Source organism: Bacillus sp. bc15 (assembly GCF_900142585.1).
GTDB lineage: Bacteria > Bacillota > Bacilli > Bacillales > Bacillaceae_G > Bacillus_A > Bacillus_A cereus.
This window is the reverse complement of the sequence record NZ_FRBJ01000001.1, coordinates 146,763-162,375: the sequence shown is the minus strand read 5'-3', so window position 1 is coordinate 162,375 and position 15,613 is coordinate 146,763. Positions and strand designations below refer to the sequence as shown.

The following is a 15,613-nucleotide window of genomic DNA, read 5'->3' as shown; positions in this document are numbered from 1 at the left end:
AAGAACACTTCATATATAATCAAATTTTCTATGTTAACAATGGTAGTATGTATCTCCATATCCATAATTATTTTTAAAAAGGCAATTTGTGTTCAAAAAAGACTCCTATCATTCATACATAACAAAATAAAAGGAGTTCTCAAAATTAACATTTTGAGAACTCCTTTTATTTCTAACCTTTTTGATAATGTAACAGTTCTTTTGCTGTATGCTGATCGATAATTAATACATTTGCATACCCGCCACGTAACGCACCATCAATTGCTTTTATTTTTCTATTACCACCTGCAACTAAAATAGAGCGTTTCTTTAATTTCAGTTCCTCTAACTCAATTCCAATTGTACGCTGATTAATCTCTTCGCTACTAATATTTCCGTCTCCATCAAAGAAACGTGAACAAATGTCACCGACTGATTGTTTTTTGAGTAAACTTGTTTCATCCTTATCGAAATAACCTAATCGGAATAACAGCGCTTCGTCTCGCACTGTTCCTACAGTGAAAACTGCAATATTCGCTTGTTTCCCCATTTCGATAATGTGATGAATATGTCGATCCTGCTCTACTAATTCTTTTGTCACTGCATTATCAAATATAACTGGAAGAGGTAGATTTCTTGGCGTCGTTTGAAAAGCATCTGCAAATAAAGCTATCGTCTCATTCGCATATGTATTTACACTCGAATGACTAATGCCACCTTTTAGCTGGACAACCTCTACCCCTTTTACATGTTGCGGTACGATTTTTCTAGCAATTTCATACATCGTCATTCCCCAGCTTACACCAACAATATCACCGTTTTTAACCGTCTTTTCCATATACTCAGCAGCATATTTACTTATATACTCTGTAATCGTTGCATATTCCGGTACTGGAGAAAACACAACATGTGCCTCTAACAAGTTGTACTTTTCTTTCAGTAAATTCCCAACGTTATCTAAATCCGCAAATGGATCGGCGATGCTAATTTGAACAAACCCTTTTTCTTTCGCGTACTTTAACAATCTAGAAATCGTCGGTCTTGAAATATTTAATTTGTTAGCAATTTCTTGCTGACTATAATCTGATTGATAATATAATCTTGCAACTTCAACGCTTAATTGTTGTTTATCTTTTTCCATAGTAACTCATTACAAATCCCTTCCTGTATTTCCCTTTCGTTACAAGCATTATACAGCTTTATGCAAAAAAATTCGACTACCGAATTTTATCTAACTGAACTTTTATTCCACTTATTATATACAATGAAACCGTTCAATAAGAAACATAAACCATCGTCTAAAAACTATTCAAACACCCCTCATAAACAGAAGATACTGTTTATGAGGGGTGTTTATTCAATTTAAGTCTATAAAAGTTAAATGAAAGCAATGCAAGTTCTCACTTATTTAGAATAGGAGAAAAGATGATGTTTTATTTGTTCAATAAAATAATGATGGTGTATATTATCGTTAGATACTCGACTTGCCATAATAGCCCCCTCCATTGAAGATGCAAGAAAGGAAGCGAGTGATATAATGTCTACATCTTCTTTAAATTCTTGTTTCTCTATTCCTTCTTTTATGAGAGAAGCCATTAACATTACTGTATCATCATAACCTTTTGCTGCTGCTTTTTGTAATTCTGGAAATACTCCAGTACTTTCAATGGCACTATTAAGTAATGGACAGCCTCCAGCAATAGGAGGATTATTAGCTGCATCTTGATATACAAGGAAAATTGCAAGGATTTTATCAATTGCTGTCTTTTTATTTTCCATTGCTTTATGAAAATGACTCCACATAATCTCACCACTTTTGTCGTAGGCAGCAAGGACAATTTCTTCTTTACTTTTGAATCTACGATAAATAGATCCTTTAGGTAGTTCAGTAGCTGTCATTATATCCTGGATGGATGTGCGAGTTATCCCATTAGTATTAAATAAATATAAAGATGTTTCAATAATTTTTTCTTTAACCTTATCAACTTTAGTCATGCTTTGTAATCCTCCTAATGAAAACGATCCTAATATTCTAGGTAATGTTTACCCTCTATTTTCTTAATTTTTTTGTAAGTATAAATAAGTTTGGAACAGAAATATCTTATCAATTCCTATCTTATGGAAACCTCAAACAATACAGTTTGAAAAGAAGTTAATCAAATTGTATTACCTATATAACTTAAGTGAATTTTCTGTCAAAATAACATGACCAATTGTTTAATTCAGTCATATTATACAACTAATTTTATCTAAAATCGTAGAGTTGTAAAAATATATAGTTAATTTTAACGTATAGACATATGATTATTATATATAATTTTTATTAATATGTTTAGCTAAATTGTTTGAACTACCCCCACTTTCACTTCATTCTATAAAAGATTAACCATTAATGATTACTGGAATTAAATTGTAACAAAGCAACTGAAATATAAATATATTTGCTTTTTTCCATTTTGATTTTGTTAATACTTTATAAAAAGGGTTTAAAAAACTAGAAACTTGTAGTATCATTAGATTTCGATTCAGACCGAACCGTCCGGTTTAGAATCTTATATAAATATATTTAGAAGGAGAGCGTTATGCAGAAAGAAAAATCAAAAATTATAGGTAATTTAATTATGGGGGCAATACAGTGAACTTTATAAAAATGAATAAAAAAGAAATCATTATGCTAATAATCTTTACACTGTTTGTACCATTTCAAATTGGCTTGTACATACTATTTGGCATATCACTTTTAGCTAATGTCAATTTAGTTGAATCAGAATTTGTTCTTAGTGCCATCGGTTTTACTGTACCTGCTATTGTAGGAATCATTTGCTTTAGGAAAGAAATTATTGAAAGTTTTACTTATTTTAAAGAGAAGACAATTTTGAAAATAGTAAGTATTCCTATGGTAGTTTTATTTACGTTAATTGTGGAACAGTGTGTTATGTATTTTCTAGCAACTGGTCAACCAGAGAACCAAGAGCAGCTCCTTGAAACTGGTGCAGAGGTACCTCTTGTATTTACATTGCTTGTATTTGGTATTCTGGGTCCAATACTTGAAGAAATTGTGTTTCGCCACATATTAATAAATCGTTTTTCTTACCATATTGGTACTGCTATTGCATCTATCATTTCGATTATGATTTTTACACTTCTTCATACGAACCAACTTTCGGATATTGCTATTTATTTACCTGGATCGTTGATACTTACTGCGGCTTATCTTATTTCTAAAAGATCCATTGCATATGTTATAGCGATACACATGTTAAACAATTGCCTTGGTTTCATTCTGTAAGAAACTAGACTTGTTTCTAGTGCCAAAAATACTTTTTCTATGGCATAAGAAAGCTAATCAAAAATTATAATATATTAGGAGAGTGTCAGTCATGATTGTAACAACAACTTCTGGAATTCAAGGTAAAGAGATTATTGAGTATATTGATATTGTAAATGGTGAAGCTATTATGGGTGCAAATATTGTCCGCGATGTATTCGCTTCCGTTCGTGATGTTGTCGGTGGCCGTGTTGGTGCTTATGAAAGTAAGCTAAAAGACGCTCGTGATATTGCAATGGGCGAAATGAAAGAACTTGCAAAAGAAAAAGGTGCGAACGCTATCGTTGGTATTGACGTAGATTACGAAGTTGTTCGTGATGGAATGTTAATGGTTGCTGTCAGTGGTACAGCTGTACGTATATAAGTAAATAAAAAAACGGTTCCCCTTCGAATTTATACTTTGAGGGGGAATCCTGGTTCTGTTGCAGATTTTAAAGAATAAAGAGATGTTGATAAATCATTGTACGTCGAAAAACACAGTTTGAGTGTAAACTGTGTTTTTTTATATAGAGGCCCCATCACTATCAAGCTAAAAATCTTGTGTTAACTTGTGCAAAAAGTCCATTTTTTCGATTTGGGGTAATTTTGAATCCTTAAGTTTATGGGCATGTGGCGTTACCCTAATACTGTACAACTTTTTTATAAACGGTTGTAAGGTTCTACGTTTTTGACCATTCTGTACAACGATAACTTTGGTTTATTGATTTCACCTGTAATCTGGTAGCCTATCCTCTGATACAATTTAATTGCAAGTTGGTTCTCTTTCTTTACTGTCAGAGAGCATTTGGAAAAGCCTTGCAGCGAAGCTTGTTCCTCGGCAAACTCAAGTAGTCTGGTACCTATCCCTAGTCCTCGACTTTCGGGCAGTAAGGCAATTGTTCCGATGTGAAACTCGTCATCTTCTCCCTCCTTCAAGGTAAACATGGAATAAAGCATTTTGATATTCAGAATGTTATAAACAACAAACCCCAGCTTTCGGAACGAAAGCAGTTGTTTAAAAGTGGGCCAGGCAAGACGATTTAAGACGGGTATGGGATAGCAAGTAATCATCCCTAAAGTTTTCCCGTCCATTTGAGCTTCATAGGCGTATTGATGACTAAAACGGTTGTTCCCCTGCCGCCATAGCCTACAAAATATCCCTTCGACTGTGTTCTTCTCCTCAGATCCTGCAAGCGGAAACGCCATGTATTCCAATGCCATTACATTTAGCTGGGCGCCGACCATGGACTGATGAACAGCCTTTACAATAGAGATTTGATTCATTTTCTATTGCTCCTTTTCACTTTCTATATTATTGATATTAATTATCATAGATTTAAATCAGTTCACTCTCCTCTCAACTCATCCTTAGCTTTGAAACCATAATAAAATGTATTTAAAACAAGCTCTGCGGCAGATTTTTTAGCCACATTTCCTTCATGTACCTGTTCCCAGGTATGGAAAAGCAGAGCATAAAGCGTATTTAAAATCCATTCGCTACTAACCGTTTGCTGAAAGTAACCTCTTTGTTGTAACAGTTCAATAACGCGTCGTAAGGGTTCCCTCAGCTTCTCTTCTGCTTCACCTAATTCTTTGTTGTTAAATACAGATGCATCATGACCTAGAAAATAGATTTTGTCACCTAAAGGGATTAACGCTTCAATGAGTTCCGGGATATAGTTTTCACTTCTTTCCTCATCCAGTGGAATCTGGTTTACAGTATCACTTACCAGTTGGATAGCCCGATGGCCCAAGAACAGCATCAATTTCTCCCTGCTTTCGACGTAGCGATGGAGTGTAGCAATTCCAATTCCCGCATATTCCGCAATTTCATTCATCGAAGCAGTAGGATTTTCAACAAGCAATATAGTAGCCGAATCAAGAATTGCATTAAATCTCGCTTCCTTCAACGCTGACAAGTCTTTCTTCATCGTCAATCTCTCCTTTTTCTGTATAAAGTCGTCATTTTTGATAGATAAATATATCATTTGATATTATAATAAACAATTTAAAATAAAGTGTCCAGCTGCTGAATGTAGCTTTTCAAAAAGAATTATATTACTGAAACTGATAGTACTTTGAATGTTTCATTTTTAGCATTTCATTATTTAGATAACGATGAAGAAATTAAATTCTTTAATGTAATAAATACAAAAGCCAAAGGAAATGGTACGAGTTACTTTCTGCATAAAGTTATCGGTTTATTTTAAAATTCACTTCCGGGTATTGGGTTATCAGCCTTTTAAGGGTTGAGCCGTCATCCTTCTGTTTTACATACTGGTCAAAAAATGCCAGGCTGAATTCGTTAATAATACGATGAACTTCCTTTGGATTTTCACCTGGGCTCTGCAACAGAGGTGAGAACAAATGTAAATCGGTAAAGCTTGTATGATCCGTATGAGGAATGACCATTGACATACCACCGCCAGCTAACCCGCGTCCGTATCGCTCCCTCACTTCAAAGGGATCTGCTTCATCAGGCTCTTCTGCATTCATGAGCAGAAATGGTTTTCCAATGCCACTTTCAGGCAAGGTTTCACCATACAATGTACCATCCATATTGATAGCTGCTTTGACACGAGAATCTTTTGCAAGTATTTGTGCTGCGGTAGCTCCACCGTAAGAGTGGCCAAACATTCCAATTCGCGAGGTATCCAGTCTTCCTGTAAAGAAACCGGTCTCATCGTTTTCGTTAAGTTTCTCTATCTGATTAAGGACAAAGCTGACATCTTCCTCCCATAATTTTATGTGGCTATCTCCTTCATCAGTTAAATTGATGGGCTGTACGTAAGCAGTTCGACCACCTGGAAAGACGGTAGCTGCAGCATCAAAGGTATGATCGATACTTAGAACAATATATCCTTGACTAGCCAACTCCTCAACTTGAAACGTGTTTTGATTACGAAAACCATTAAAACCATGAGAGAAGAGTAATATGGGATAGTGATTCTCTGAGTCTGAGAGTTGTAAATCCATAAACGAATGAGACTTTACCAATTCCATGTGGCTGAATGCAAATGCAGGAATAGACAATGTTTTTTCCAATCCCTTGGAAAGCTCATTTATGTTACGAATATAAGGTTCTGGATCCCCCTTGCTTTTTTCAACTGCAGGATACCAAATTTGCACCATCAGTTCGCGCCGATTATTTGGATTTTTCGAATATGGTTCATTTCTCTGATGATCAACCCAATGATATAGCTTCGTACCGATCCTATGTGGACCAGTTGGTTCTTCAAATGAAAATACTGGCATAAGTAAGGGTAGCGCAACTGCTACAAACAAATAGATACATAGTAACGAAGTCTTAACTATGAATATACCCGAACTTCTAAAGCCCTTTTTCTGCCCAGTTAATAAATAGCATAAAATTAAGATAACTGGGGATACATATGCCGGAATCATCTGCCACCTAAAACCTTCTGCCAATAACTGAACTGTAACCATTACAACGGCAATCAAAGTAGCTAATTTAGACCACTTTTTCGTTTCTCTGCCTATTAACAGTATCCAACTCAATAGACTAAAATTCACTACTATCAAAACAACTTCCCAGAAATTCATTGGCCTATCTCCTTTGCATGCATTTTACTTCTAATTAAAGAGGTTGTTTTCAGCCTAAGCAAAAGCAGGTGAAACACCTATATAGTTGCACCGATTATGCTAATCGTTTCATCCACTCTACTCCTTTATTCAAATTAAAAACTTAAAATGCCCAGCTACCTTTACGGAAAATTGGTTCTACAGTTCCATCTGGTAGAATACCGTCGATGTCCATCTCACTGCTGCCAATCATAAAGTCCTCATGTGTTACTGAAATATTTGCCCCTAACGTTTCAAGCTGATCGTTTTCTAGATCTCTTCCACCCTCTAAGCAAGTTGGATAAGCTTTACCAATCGCTAAATGGTTCGATGCATTTTCATCAAACAATGTATTAAAATATAAAATTCCCGATGCTGAAATTGGTGATTCATGTGGTACAAGTGCTACTTCACCTAAATAGCAAGAGCCTTCATCCACATTAATAAGCTCTTGTAATAAATCATGTCCTACCTGTGCTTCAGCTTTAACAATTTTTCCTTCTTCAAATGTCAGTTTAAAGCCATCGATAATATTCCCTTGATAAACTAATGGTTTTGTATTGCTTACATAGCCATTTACACCTTGTTTCATCGGTAACGTATAAACCTCTTCTGTCGGCATATTAGCCATAAAGATAGTATCATCAGGAGTTTTACCACCTCCAGTAACCCATTTATGCTGTGGTGCTAATGCAATTGTTAAATCAGTACCTGGCGCTGTATAGTGAAGCTTCATATATTTTTTATTGTTCAGTAGGACCGCACGAGATTCTAAATTTGTTACATGTTCACGCCATTTTTCAATAGTACTGCCTTCACCAATACGAACAGCTTTAAAAATAGCCTCCCATAATGCTGGTACTTGATCCTCTGCTGCTAAATCCGGGAACACCTTCGATGCCCACTTTGGTGAAGGAACTGCTACCATCGACCAAGCTATTGAATCCTTCATTACGGCGTTGCGATTGTTTCTCAGAGCAGCTCCTGCTACCTTTTGATAGGTAGCTAGACGATCAGATGAAATACCTGTAAATTTATCAGGATCTGTAGCATCTATCATTAATAGTGCTCCTTTACGTTCGATCAGCTCATCATTCATTTTGACTATCCACTCTGGGAAGCGATTAAATTCTTCATCTGAGGCATAATCAAAGTAAGCACGTTCCATTTCTTCATCCGAAAAATTAACATGAACACGCCCTGCCCCAGCCTTATAAGCCTCTTTCACAACTATACGGGCGAAATCCAATGCATCCACTGATGTATTGACTAATAAGTATTGCCCTGGTTGAATATTGACACCGATTTTCACCGTAAGTTCTGCATATGCTTGTAATTTTTCTTCAAAAGTCATATTATTTACCTCGCTTTTATTAAATTGGTTTTGAATTCCCCTCACTAACTTACTTTCATACCATACTTTCTGAACAGGTTTTCTCAGAATTTCCATTTTCTATTTTTTACATTTTTTTATCAGGACATGATAACAACTAATGGATTTTTTCTACTACTCATATATTTAATTTCTAAACTTTGATTCAATTAATATTGATTTGTTTTTCAAAAAATCTAATCGAAGGGTATCAAACACTACATAAAGTTATAGAGTTCTTTATTGTGAAAGCTCACTCAGTTCTTCCCAATCTTTTCAATGCTGCTGTACCTAAAGACTTACCATCAATGGGGCGTTTAACATTCTCAATCACTCCTTTATCTTTACAAAAATATTTTTGATAGATAAACATATCATTTGATATAAGATTAAATCATTTTGAATGAATTATCAAGACGTAAAATTTAATTTTAAAAAAATTCAGTAAAAAACCTATATGAAAATGGATTCTATCAAAGGGAGCGATAACGGAAAAATTTTTACGCACACATGGATACGAAATTACTACTCCAAAATACCCCCTTACATTTATCTGCAAGGGGTTTTTCTTTTTATTCATTTTGCAAATAAACAAACGTGTTTCCACTTTACCTATTTTTTCATGTTTACATTATCCTATCTAGATGAAGCTATCTCCTAGAGGTAACGCCACATGCCCATCAAGTTAAGAGTTAAATTGCCCCCATAGAAAGGAAAACTGAATCGGATTGTATGAATAATTATGAAGAGATAGAATTTTCGTTTTGGAGATATTTCAAAAGTTTAGCTTGATGGGTATGTGAATCTCCTCTCTATAACAAATATTTTTTAGTAAATGTTAAAAATCTTACGAGAATGTATTTTTTTAACATTTTAATTTTTCTCAATTGTATAACTTTATTTTTGAACTATACTTAATTCGTAATCCCAAAATTAGGAAAGGATCTTTGAGATAGGACATTTATCTTAATTGTTTATTTAGAGGAGTGATTTAAGAAATCAATGAAGGGAATGTGTTTCTAAATTAATCAGGAAGGGAACTTGAAGTGTTACTATGCTTTTTTTTACTCATCTAAAAATATCATCAACATTTTTTTATAAGTGTGAATTTAAAAAATCCACTTTCGGCATTAGTGAAAAAACTAATATTTCGTATGTAAGTAATAATGAATTTTAACGAAGGGACTGATCTATATGAACAGAAGAAAGAATTGTAGATTACAAAAAACTATAAAGGTGTTTGCAACATCTGCTATTTTAGCAACCACGTTATTTACACCTATTATGTCAAACAATTTAGATGTACATGCTGAAACTGCACAAACTGCAACTCAATTTGAACAAAGGGAGTTTGACCTTCCAGGTACAGGAAGTTTTTGGGATGAAGCAAAAAGAGAAAAAAGAAGTGAGCAAAAAAATTATATGCCAACAGGCATATATGTGAAACCTAATGAACAGGTTACAATTACAGTATCAGGAACGCAAAAGATTAGAGCCATTATTGGGACACATCAATATGATAAAGAATGGGGAAAAGAAATTGATCTTTCACCTGGCTCTAATACCATCTCTTCACCAAACGGCGGCGTATTAGGGTTAGATAATTTTCAAAGCACAGGAACAGTTAAGGTGCAAGTAACGCAAGGCGGTAGCCCTATTCCTTTCTTTGTATTAGGGAAACACACAAAAGCAGACTGGATTGCCATGATGAACAACTATCCAAATGCACATGCAGTACAATTGAAATCAGAACGAGCGGTGCTAACTGTAACTCGTGATAGTGCCAATAAATATATTGTAAATCAAGATCCTGTGCCCCTATTAAATAAATATGATGAAATGATTCGAGCGCAAGACAAGTTAGCAGGGCTATCTGAAACAGATCCTAATCCTTTACATCGTTCAACTCGTCGTATTTGGGCCTTTGTAGAAAATCCTAACGCACAAAGTTGGGGTATGTATGCAAGTTGGGATGGAGCCGTGTTTACGACTGCTGGTGAAGCTATCAAAAGTACTTTAAATGTCAATGAGTTTGGGTGGGGACAAATGCATGAAGCGGGACATGCACGACAACAATATCCATGGACGTGGAATGATTTAAGAGGTATGGGTGAAGTAACTAATAATCTATATTCTTTAGCTGCATTCAAGAAAATATACCCAAATATACCAACACGTTTAGATACAGAGGGAGATTATAATAGAGCTTTTGCATATTTAAAACAAACAAATAAGGAATATAAAAATATTGACGACCTGTTTGTAAAACTTGTTATGCTTTGGCAACTTCATTTGGCATATGGGGATGATTTTTATCCAAATCTCCACAAATTATATCGTGAGATACCAGAGGATCAACTTCCCAAAACAGACGAGGATAAAATACAGGCATTTATTTACAATACATCGAAAATAGCAAAACAAAATGTACTGCCATTCTTTGATAAATGGGGATTGAAAGCAACACAAGAAACGAGACAAAAAGTAGAAGCTTTAAACAACCCAACATTAATTGCACCTATATGGGAAGCGACGGATGCTAAACCTGTTAAACCACTTGCTGTATTGTCAAAAAAAATAATGAAGGCAAGTGCAAATAGTGAGGAATCAACGGGCTCAGCTAGTAAGGCGATAGATGGAAAAACAGATACATTTTGGCATAGTACTTGGACACCAAATCAATATCCTTACAATTTGACACTAGAACTTGGTGATACACGTACCATTTCACAATTGGCATATCTTCCAAGGCAAGATTGGTCAGAAAATGGCCGTATTTTAACTTACAATATTTATACGAGTGTAGATGGCATTACGTATGACAAAATATCATCAGGAACATGGGAAAATAATAGTGATAAGAAAACGGCAACATTTACCCCAGTTACTGCAAAGTATGTAAAAGTGGAAGTAACGAAAGGACAGAATGGATTTGCTTCAGCAGCTGAAGTAGATATTTTAGGGTATTAATTATTTTCACTTGTAAATGAGTATATGATCACAGGGTGGATTTTGAAATATTTTGAGGATCTGCCCTGTGATATTTTTTGCGTATTTCATGTTCTGTTTTCACTTTATAATTTCTGATAGGAAATTAAGTGAATAAGTTTCACTTAATACTAATAAAGTAAAAGTCTATAATGATTCTTTAAAAATTTATTTCTCAAAAAAACAGGATAAAAAAATAAACAGCAGAACTAGTCCACTGTTTACTTCGCCACACCTTCATGTAATTTTTCTGTATAATCCTTTACATCTTTCCAGCTATCTTTCGCTGTATGTAAATCTTCTTTTATAAACGTAAACTCTTCTGGAGTAATTCCTTTTACGTTTTGTAGTAAATTATTATATTTTGCACCTACTGTATACCATTGATTTGATATGTTTTGTAGTGCTGTAATTGCTGCATCAATTGTTTCTGTCATGTTTGTTGTTTTATTTTTTACATCAGTCAAAATTACGACTTCTGCTTGTGCTCCTGAAATTCTATCTTTTAAATTGGCGATTTCTCTTTCTGCATTTGCGATATCTTTTTTCGCAACCGCAATCATCGGCCCACCAGCAAGACATGTTATTAGAGCTACGCAAAGTACGCCACCAGCAATGACCATATCATTACTCTTTTTAATCGAATCGTTATATGTATTTATTTGTTGCTCTAGAGCTGGAATACCAGCATTCGTACTTGCCAATATCGCTGTTAACTGATTTGTATCCTCTTTGAAACTATTTGTATCTTTCGCCATTCTATCGCGAAAACTTTTCAAATTTCCTAACAATCCATCTACCTCATTTTGATTCTTTACAATATCCGCATACAACTTTTCTAAATCCGCTTTTAATTTTCCGCTATCCTTTTGATCAATCGCTATTAACATGTCATTATAATACGATTGAAAAGTATTATTGTAATTTATAATATTTTGATCCGTTTTCATAATTTGAGGCTTCATATTATTTAACCAATATGCTGCATTAATTTTTGCATCTCTTTGATGCTGAATCATATTCCCTTTAAATTCACTATTAATCGAACTTATTTTACTTAAATCCGTCTCTTGTTGATTTTGAATTAATTTTGCATATGAATCCATTGCAAATATACTTGATGTCGTTTGTGCCATTACATCTTGGAATCCAGCTGGTCCAAGAGAATAGTTTTTCACATTTTCTTGTAGCACCTTTACATTTTGTTCTGCTGCAAAAGGATGTAAAGGAAATGCGTTACTCGTTGCCACCCCAGCAATCATTACCGCTAAAAGACATTTTTTATAAAATCGTTTCTGCATATTTTTCACCTATTCTCTTTATAAGGATATCAAAAGCTCCTGCTCACAACTGAACAGGAGCTTCAAATCATTCATCAACACTTAACGCTCTAACGATTCGTATTCGATTATGCTTTTTTCGTATCTACTACTTTAATATCTTCAGCATAAATCTTTTCTGCATAGTCTTTAATGTTTTTCCAGCTATCTTTCGCAATGTTTAAATCTTCTTTAATGAAAACTAGGTCATTTGGACTAATAGAATCTACATTTTGAAGTAAAGAATTGTATTTTGATCCCATTGTGTACCATTGGTTTGAAATATTTTGTAACGCTGTAATTGCAGTATCAATTGTATTTGTTAAATACTCTGTTTGTGTTTTAATGTTCGTTAATCCTGCTACTTCTAATTGCGCAGTTGTAACTTGTCCTGTTATCTTTTGAATTTCTGCTTGTGCATTATCAAGCTCTTTCTTCGCTAATACGATTCCAGCTGTACCACCGCCTACAGCTGCTGCACCACCTGCAATTAATGCTACTCCTAGCGGTGTTCCTGCGCCCGTAGCAATAACTACTGCACCACCGATAATTGCAATTGGTCCTAGAGCTGTCGCAACAGATGAACCGATAATAATTGCATTATATTTACTAATTGCTTCATTGTACGTTGTAATTTGATTTTGCAGAAGCGGAATCCCTGCATCTTGACTAGCTAATATAGATGTAATTTGATTTGCATCACCCTTGAAGTTTTGCGTATCCGAAGTCATTTTATTTCGGAATTTCTTCAAGTCTTCTACTAACTGATCCACTTGTGCTTTATTTTCATTAATACTACTTGATAATCTAGTTAAGCCTTTCGTAAGAGTCGCTTTATCTTTTGCATCAACTGCAGCAACTAAAGTATCATAATAGTTTTGGAATTTCGTATTGTAGTTAATGATATTTTGATTTGTTGAAATAAGCTGTGGTTTTAACACATCTAACCATTGCTTCGCATTTCCTCTAGCTGTATCTTGGTGCTGAATTACTTTCCCTTTTAAAGCCGCATCAACAGACGATACATTTCCAAAGTTAACATTACCTTGTTTAATAATTGTTAAAGCGTACAGATCCATTACTAAAGCATTTGAACCTGTTCTTTCCATTGCATCTTTCAAGCCTTCTGGTCCTAATGAGTATTCTTCATAGTCATTATAAGCTTTTGCTACCGCATGAACTGGAGCTTGTTTCACTGTACTTTCAGCTGCATACGTATGAGCCGGCATAATATTTCCTGCTGCAAATACTGCCATAAGTGCTGATAGAGCCATTACTTTATAAGGTTTTTTTGTCATTTTTCTTCTCTCCCTATATCGCTAATTATTTTTCTGTTTAATGTACTTCAACGTTTGTAACGTAATCTTCAAATTGATTTGTTTGCTTATTCATTTCATCACTTACTTTTTTAATTTGATTGAAATGTTTTTGAAGTAAACTACTGTCTGTATACGTGCCTTCTTCAACATTTGTTTGAATTTGAATCATATTATTATTTAAAACTTTCCAATCCGTTAATAACGTTTCTAAAGTTGTAATTTGACGATCAATTAATTCTGTAAAGCTATTTACTTGATCTTCAACGAATGTAATTTGAGTCGCCTCTGCTTCAGTTTGTGATAACTTTTGAATAAGTGGTAATAACTCTTTTTGCTTTTGTTGAATGCGAAGAGCTGCTTCTCTCGTTTGACTATCTGCAGCATTTACAATTTCATTACTTAAAGTACCGATAGAAACAAAATCGATTGTTTTCGTTTGTGCAGTTTGATTTGTGATTGTAAATACTTGTTTACCGATATTAATAGAACCTTTAATGATTTCTTGAGGTCTATTCAAAATAGTAGTTAGTTCAGCTTGAATTTCCCCTTGAATTCTTTTAATATCTTCTCTTAATTTCACAATATCTCCACTTGATCCTTGCAGTGTTTTTATTGCTTCATCGGCTTTAATTGATAAGTTGTTACTATCTTTGTCTAATACTGTTTTAAATCTATTTAACTCTAATAAATCTTGCTCCATACTCTCTTGGATGCTTTGTACTTGCAATTGTAATTTTCCATATGCACTCATAAAATCTGCTTTTGCTTGCTGATCTTCATTTACGTTTCCTGCTAGTTCATAGAGCTTACTATAATAGCTATTAAATCTAGTGCTGTATCTCATCATTTCTTGATTTAAGTCAATTAGCTTCGGATTATATTCATCAATCCATTCTCTTACATTCGCCTTTGCAAACTTTTGATGATTCGTTAAGCTACTCATCGCATTTACCTTAATGTCTGGCTGTTGCAAGATAATTAATCCGTATGCTTGAATAAGCGGTGATTGTGATCCTAACATTCTAATTGAATTGGATAATGTATTTGGAGCAATTACATTTTGCGCATATACTGTTTTCACTTCTGTTTGCCCCTCCTTAGCGTAAGCGCTTACAGGAATGAAGCAACTCGTAGATACTGCTGTAACCAATAACCCTGTAATTAAAGTCTTTTTCACTTTAACTCCTCCTATGTATTAGCAACTATTACTATCGCATTTTATTATTCTATTTTCTTGCCCATAATTTGAGATGATTAAAATAGAGAACGTTCTCACCGTGATCCATGTATGAACCACCTCTCTCGTATTGCTACAGTACTTACTTATCGTCACAAAACATTTTATTATTTTTCATATGTGTTTAGTATGAATAACATTGTATAAATTTTCTATTTCATCGAAATTCTCACATTCACATAGTGAATATATTACTTAAAAATATTATTCATTTTAAACTAAACAACATGCGTAAATATGAAATTTCGTTTTGTTTTCATATATGTTTTGTACTGTAAGGTCATTTAAACACAGCTGTTTATATAACGTAAAGAAGTATTTTCATTCCCTTTATTTTCAAGCTTTCATGTCCTTATTTCAAAATATAATCCGATTCACTTTATCGATTGAAATATCTATATATCACAACAGAAAACACTACTTGCAAATAACCGATAAAATTATATTAATATAATTTTTAAATCCATATGCAATTATGCATAGCATATACACAAAAAGGATAGCTTCATT

At 34.1% G+C, this 15,613-nt stretch carries 12 protein-coding genes; 3 read left to right on the top strand and 9 right to left on the bottom strand.

Features of this window, described 5'->3' with window-relative positions; genetic code table 11:
• Positions 1 to 172: 172 nt before the first annotated feature.
• Together BUA87_RS00825 and BUA87_RS00820 are read right to left on the bottom strand one after the other, a co-directional pair.
• A complete protein-coding gene (locus BUA87_RS00825) occupies positions 173 to 1,120 on the bottom strand; it encodes a sugar-binding transcriptional regulator (protein WP_000409787.1) in 948 nt (315 codons plus the stop codon).
• 263 nt (positions 1,121 to 1,383) lie between these two features.
• Positions 1,384 to 1,974 (bottom strand): TetR/AcrR family transcriptional regulator, encoded by a 591-nt coding sequence (locus BUA87_RS00820; RefSeq protein ID WP_000169649.1) that lies wholly within the window; start codon positions 1,972 to 1,974, stop codon positions 1,384 to 1,386.
• 640 nt (positions 1,975 to 2,614) lie between these two features.
• On the opposite strand from BUA87_RS00820, the gene BUA87_RS00815 reads away from it, so the two are divergent.
• Both BUA87_RS00815 and BUA87_RS00810 read left to right on the top strand, forming a co-directional pair.
• On the top strand, positions 2,615 to 3,268 hold the full coding sequence (locus tag BUA87_RS00815) for a CPBP family intramembrane glutamic endopeptidase (protein ID WP_001009301.1): 654 nt from the start codon (positions 2,615 to 2,617) through the stop codon (positions 3,266 to 3,268).
• 91 nt (positions 3,269 to 3,359) lie between these two features.
• The gene (locus tag BUA87_RS00810; protein ID WP_000637518.1) at positions 3,360 to 3,671 is read left to right on the top strand and encodes a heavy metal-binding domain-containing protein; all 312 of its coding nucleotides are present in this window, start codon (positions 3,360 to 3,362) and stop codon (positions 3,669 to 3,671) included.
• A gap of 275 nt (positions 3,672 to 3,946) precedes the next feature.
• Here the strand turns inward: BUA87_RS00810 and BUA87_RS00800 are convergent, their stop codons facing one another.
• The 4 genes from BUA87_RS00800 to BUA87_RS00785 all read right to left on the bottom strand — a co-directional run bounded on the left by BUA87_RS00800 (position 3,947) and on the right by BUA87_RS00785 (position 8,222).
• Entirely contained in the window at positions 3,947 to 4,570 is a 624-nt protein-coding gene (locus tag BUA87_RS00800; protein WP_001071936.1) for a GNAT family N-acetyltransferase, read from the bottom strand.
• 62 nt (positions 4,571 to 4,632) lie between these two features.
• Positions 4,633 to 5,217 carry a TetR/AcrR family transcriptional regulator gene (locus BUA87_RS00795; RefSeq protein WP_000710980.1) on the bottom strand — a complete coding sequence of 195 codons (585 nt, stop codon included), beginning with the start codon at positions 5,215 to 5,217 and terminating at the stop codon, positions 4,633 to 4,635.
• Positions 5,218 to 5,479: 262 nt separating this feature from the next.
• Positions 5,480 to 6,850 (bottom strand): alpha/beta hydrolase family protein, encoded by a 1,371-nt coding sequence (locus tag BUA87_RS00790; RefSeq protein WP_072938198.1) that lies wholly within the window; start codon positions 6,848 to 6,850, stop codon positions 5,480 to 5,482.
• Positions 6,851 to 6,992: 142 nt separating this feature from the next.
• Positions 6,993 to 8,222: an aminopeptidase gene (locus tag BUA87_RS00785; protein WP_071714438.1), complete on the bottom strand. Its 1,230-nt coding sequence runs from the start codon at positions 8,220 to 8,222 to the stop codon at positions 6,993 to 6,995.
• Positions 8,223 to 9,434: 1,212 nt separating this feature from the next.
• Between BUA87_RS00785 and BUA87_RS00780 the strand changes: the two genes are divergently transcribed.
• Positions 9,435 to 11,210, top strand: coding sequence for a M60 family metallopeptidase (locus BUA87_RS00780; protein ID WP_001081793.1), 1,776 nt, complete (start codon positions 9,435 to 9,437; stop codon positions 11,208 to 11,210).
• A gap of 239 nt (positions 11,211 to 11,449) precedes the next feature.
• On the opposite strand, the gene nheC is transcribed toward BUA87_RS00780, so the two are convergent.
• From nheC to nheA, 3 genes are all read right to left on the bottom strand, one after another.
• Positions 11,450 to 12,529 carry a non-hemolytic enterotoxin NHE subunit C gene (gene nheC / locus BUA87_RS00775; protein WP_061660345.1) on the bottom strand — a complete coding sequence of 360 codons (1,080 nt, stop codon included), beginning with the start codon at positions 12,527 to 12,529 and terminating at the stop codon, positions 11,450 to 11,452.
• Between the two features lie 107 nt (positions 12,530 to 12,636).
• Positions 12,637 to 13,845 (bottom strand): non-hemolytic enterotoxin NHE subunit B, encoded by a 1,209-nt coding sequence (gene nheB / locus BUA87_RS00770; protein ID WP_000162968.1) that lies wholly within the window; start codon positions 13,843 to 13,845, stop codon positions 12,637 to 12,639.
• Between the two features lie 37 nt (positions 13,846 to 13,882).
• Positions 13,883 to 15,043 (bottom strand): non-hemolytic enterotoxin NHE subunit A, encoded by a 1,161-nt coding sequence (gene nheA / locus BUA87_RS00765; protein ID WP_000751828.1) that lies wholly within the window; start codon positions 15,041 to 15,043, stop codon positions 13,883 to 13,885.
• Positions 15,044 to 15,613: the final 570 nt, after the last annotated feature.

Excerpts from the sequence above, each read along its gene's own strand:
- BUA87_RS00825 (WP_000409787.1), bottom strand. The coding sequence starts at position 1,120 with ATGGAAAAAGATAAACAACAATTAAGCGTTGAAGTTGCAAGATTATAT.
- BUA87_RS00820 (WP_000169649.1), bottom strand. The coding sequence starts at position 1,974 with ATGACTAAAGTTGATAAGGTTAAAGAAAAAATTATTGAAACATCTTTA.
- BUA87_RS00810 (WP_000637518.1), top strand. The coding sequence starts at position 3,360 with ATGATTGTAACAACAACTTCTGGAATTCAAGGTAAAGAGATTATTGAG.
- BUA87_RS00800 (WP_001071936.1), bottom strand. The coding sequence starts at position 4,570 with ATGAATCAAATCTCTATTGTAAAGGCTGTTCATCAGTCCATGGTCGGC.
- BUA87_RS00795 (WP_000710980.1), bottom strand. The coding sequence starts at position 5,217 with ATGAAGAAAGACTTGTCAGCGTTGAAGGAAGCGAGATTTAATGCAATT.
- BUA87_RS00790 (WP_072938198.1), bottom strand. The coding sequence starts at position 6,850 with ATGAATTTCTGGGAAGTTGTTTTGATAGTAGTGAATTTTAGTCTATTG.
- BUA87_RS00785 (WP_071714438.1), bottom strand. The coding sequence starts at position 8,222 with ATGACTTTTGAAGAAAAATTACAAGCATATGCAGAACTTACGGTGAAA.
- BUA87_RS00780 (WP_001081793.1), top strand. The coding sequence starts at position 9,435 with ATGAACAGAAGAAAGAATTGTAGATTACAAAAAACTATAAAGGTGTTT.
- nheC (WP_061660345.1), bottom strand. The coding sequence starts at position 12,529 with ATGCAGAAACGATTTTATAAAAAATGTCTTTTAGCGGTAATGATTGCT.
- nheB (WP_000162968.1), bottom strand. The coding sequence starts at position 13,845 with ATGACAAAAAAACCTTATAAAGTAATGGCTCTATCAGCACTTATGGCA.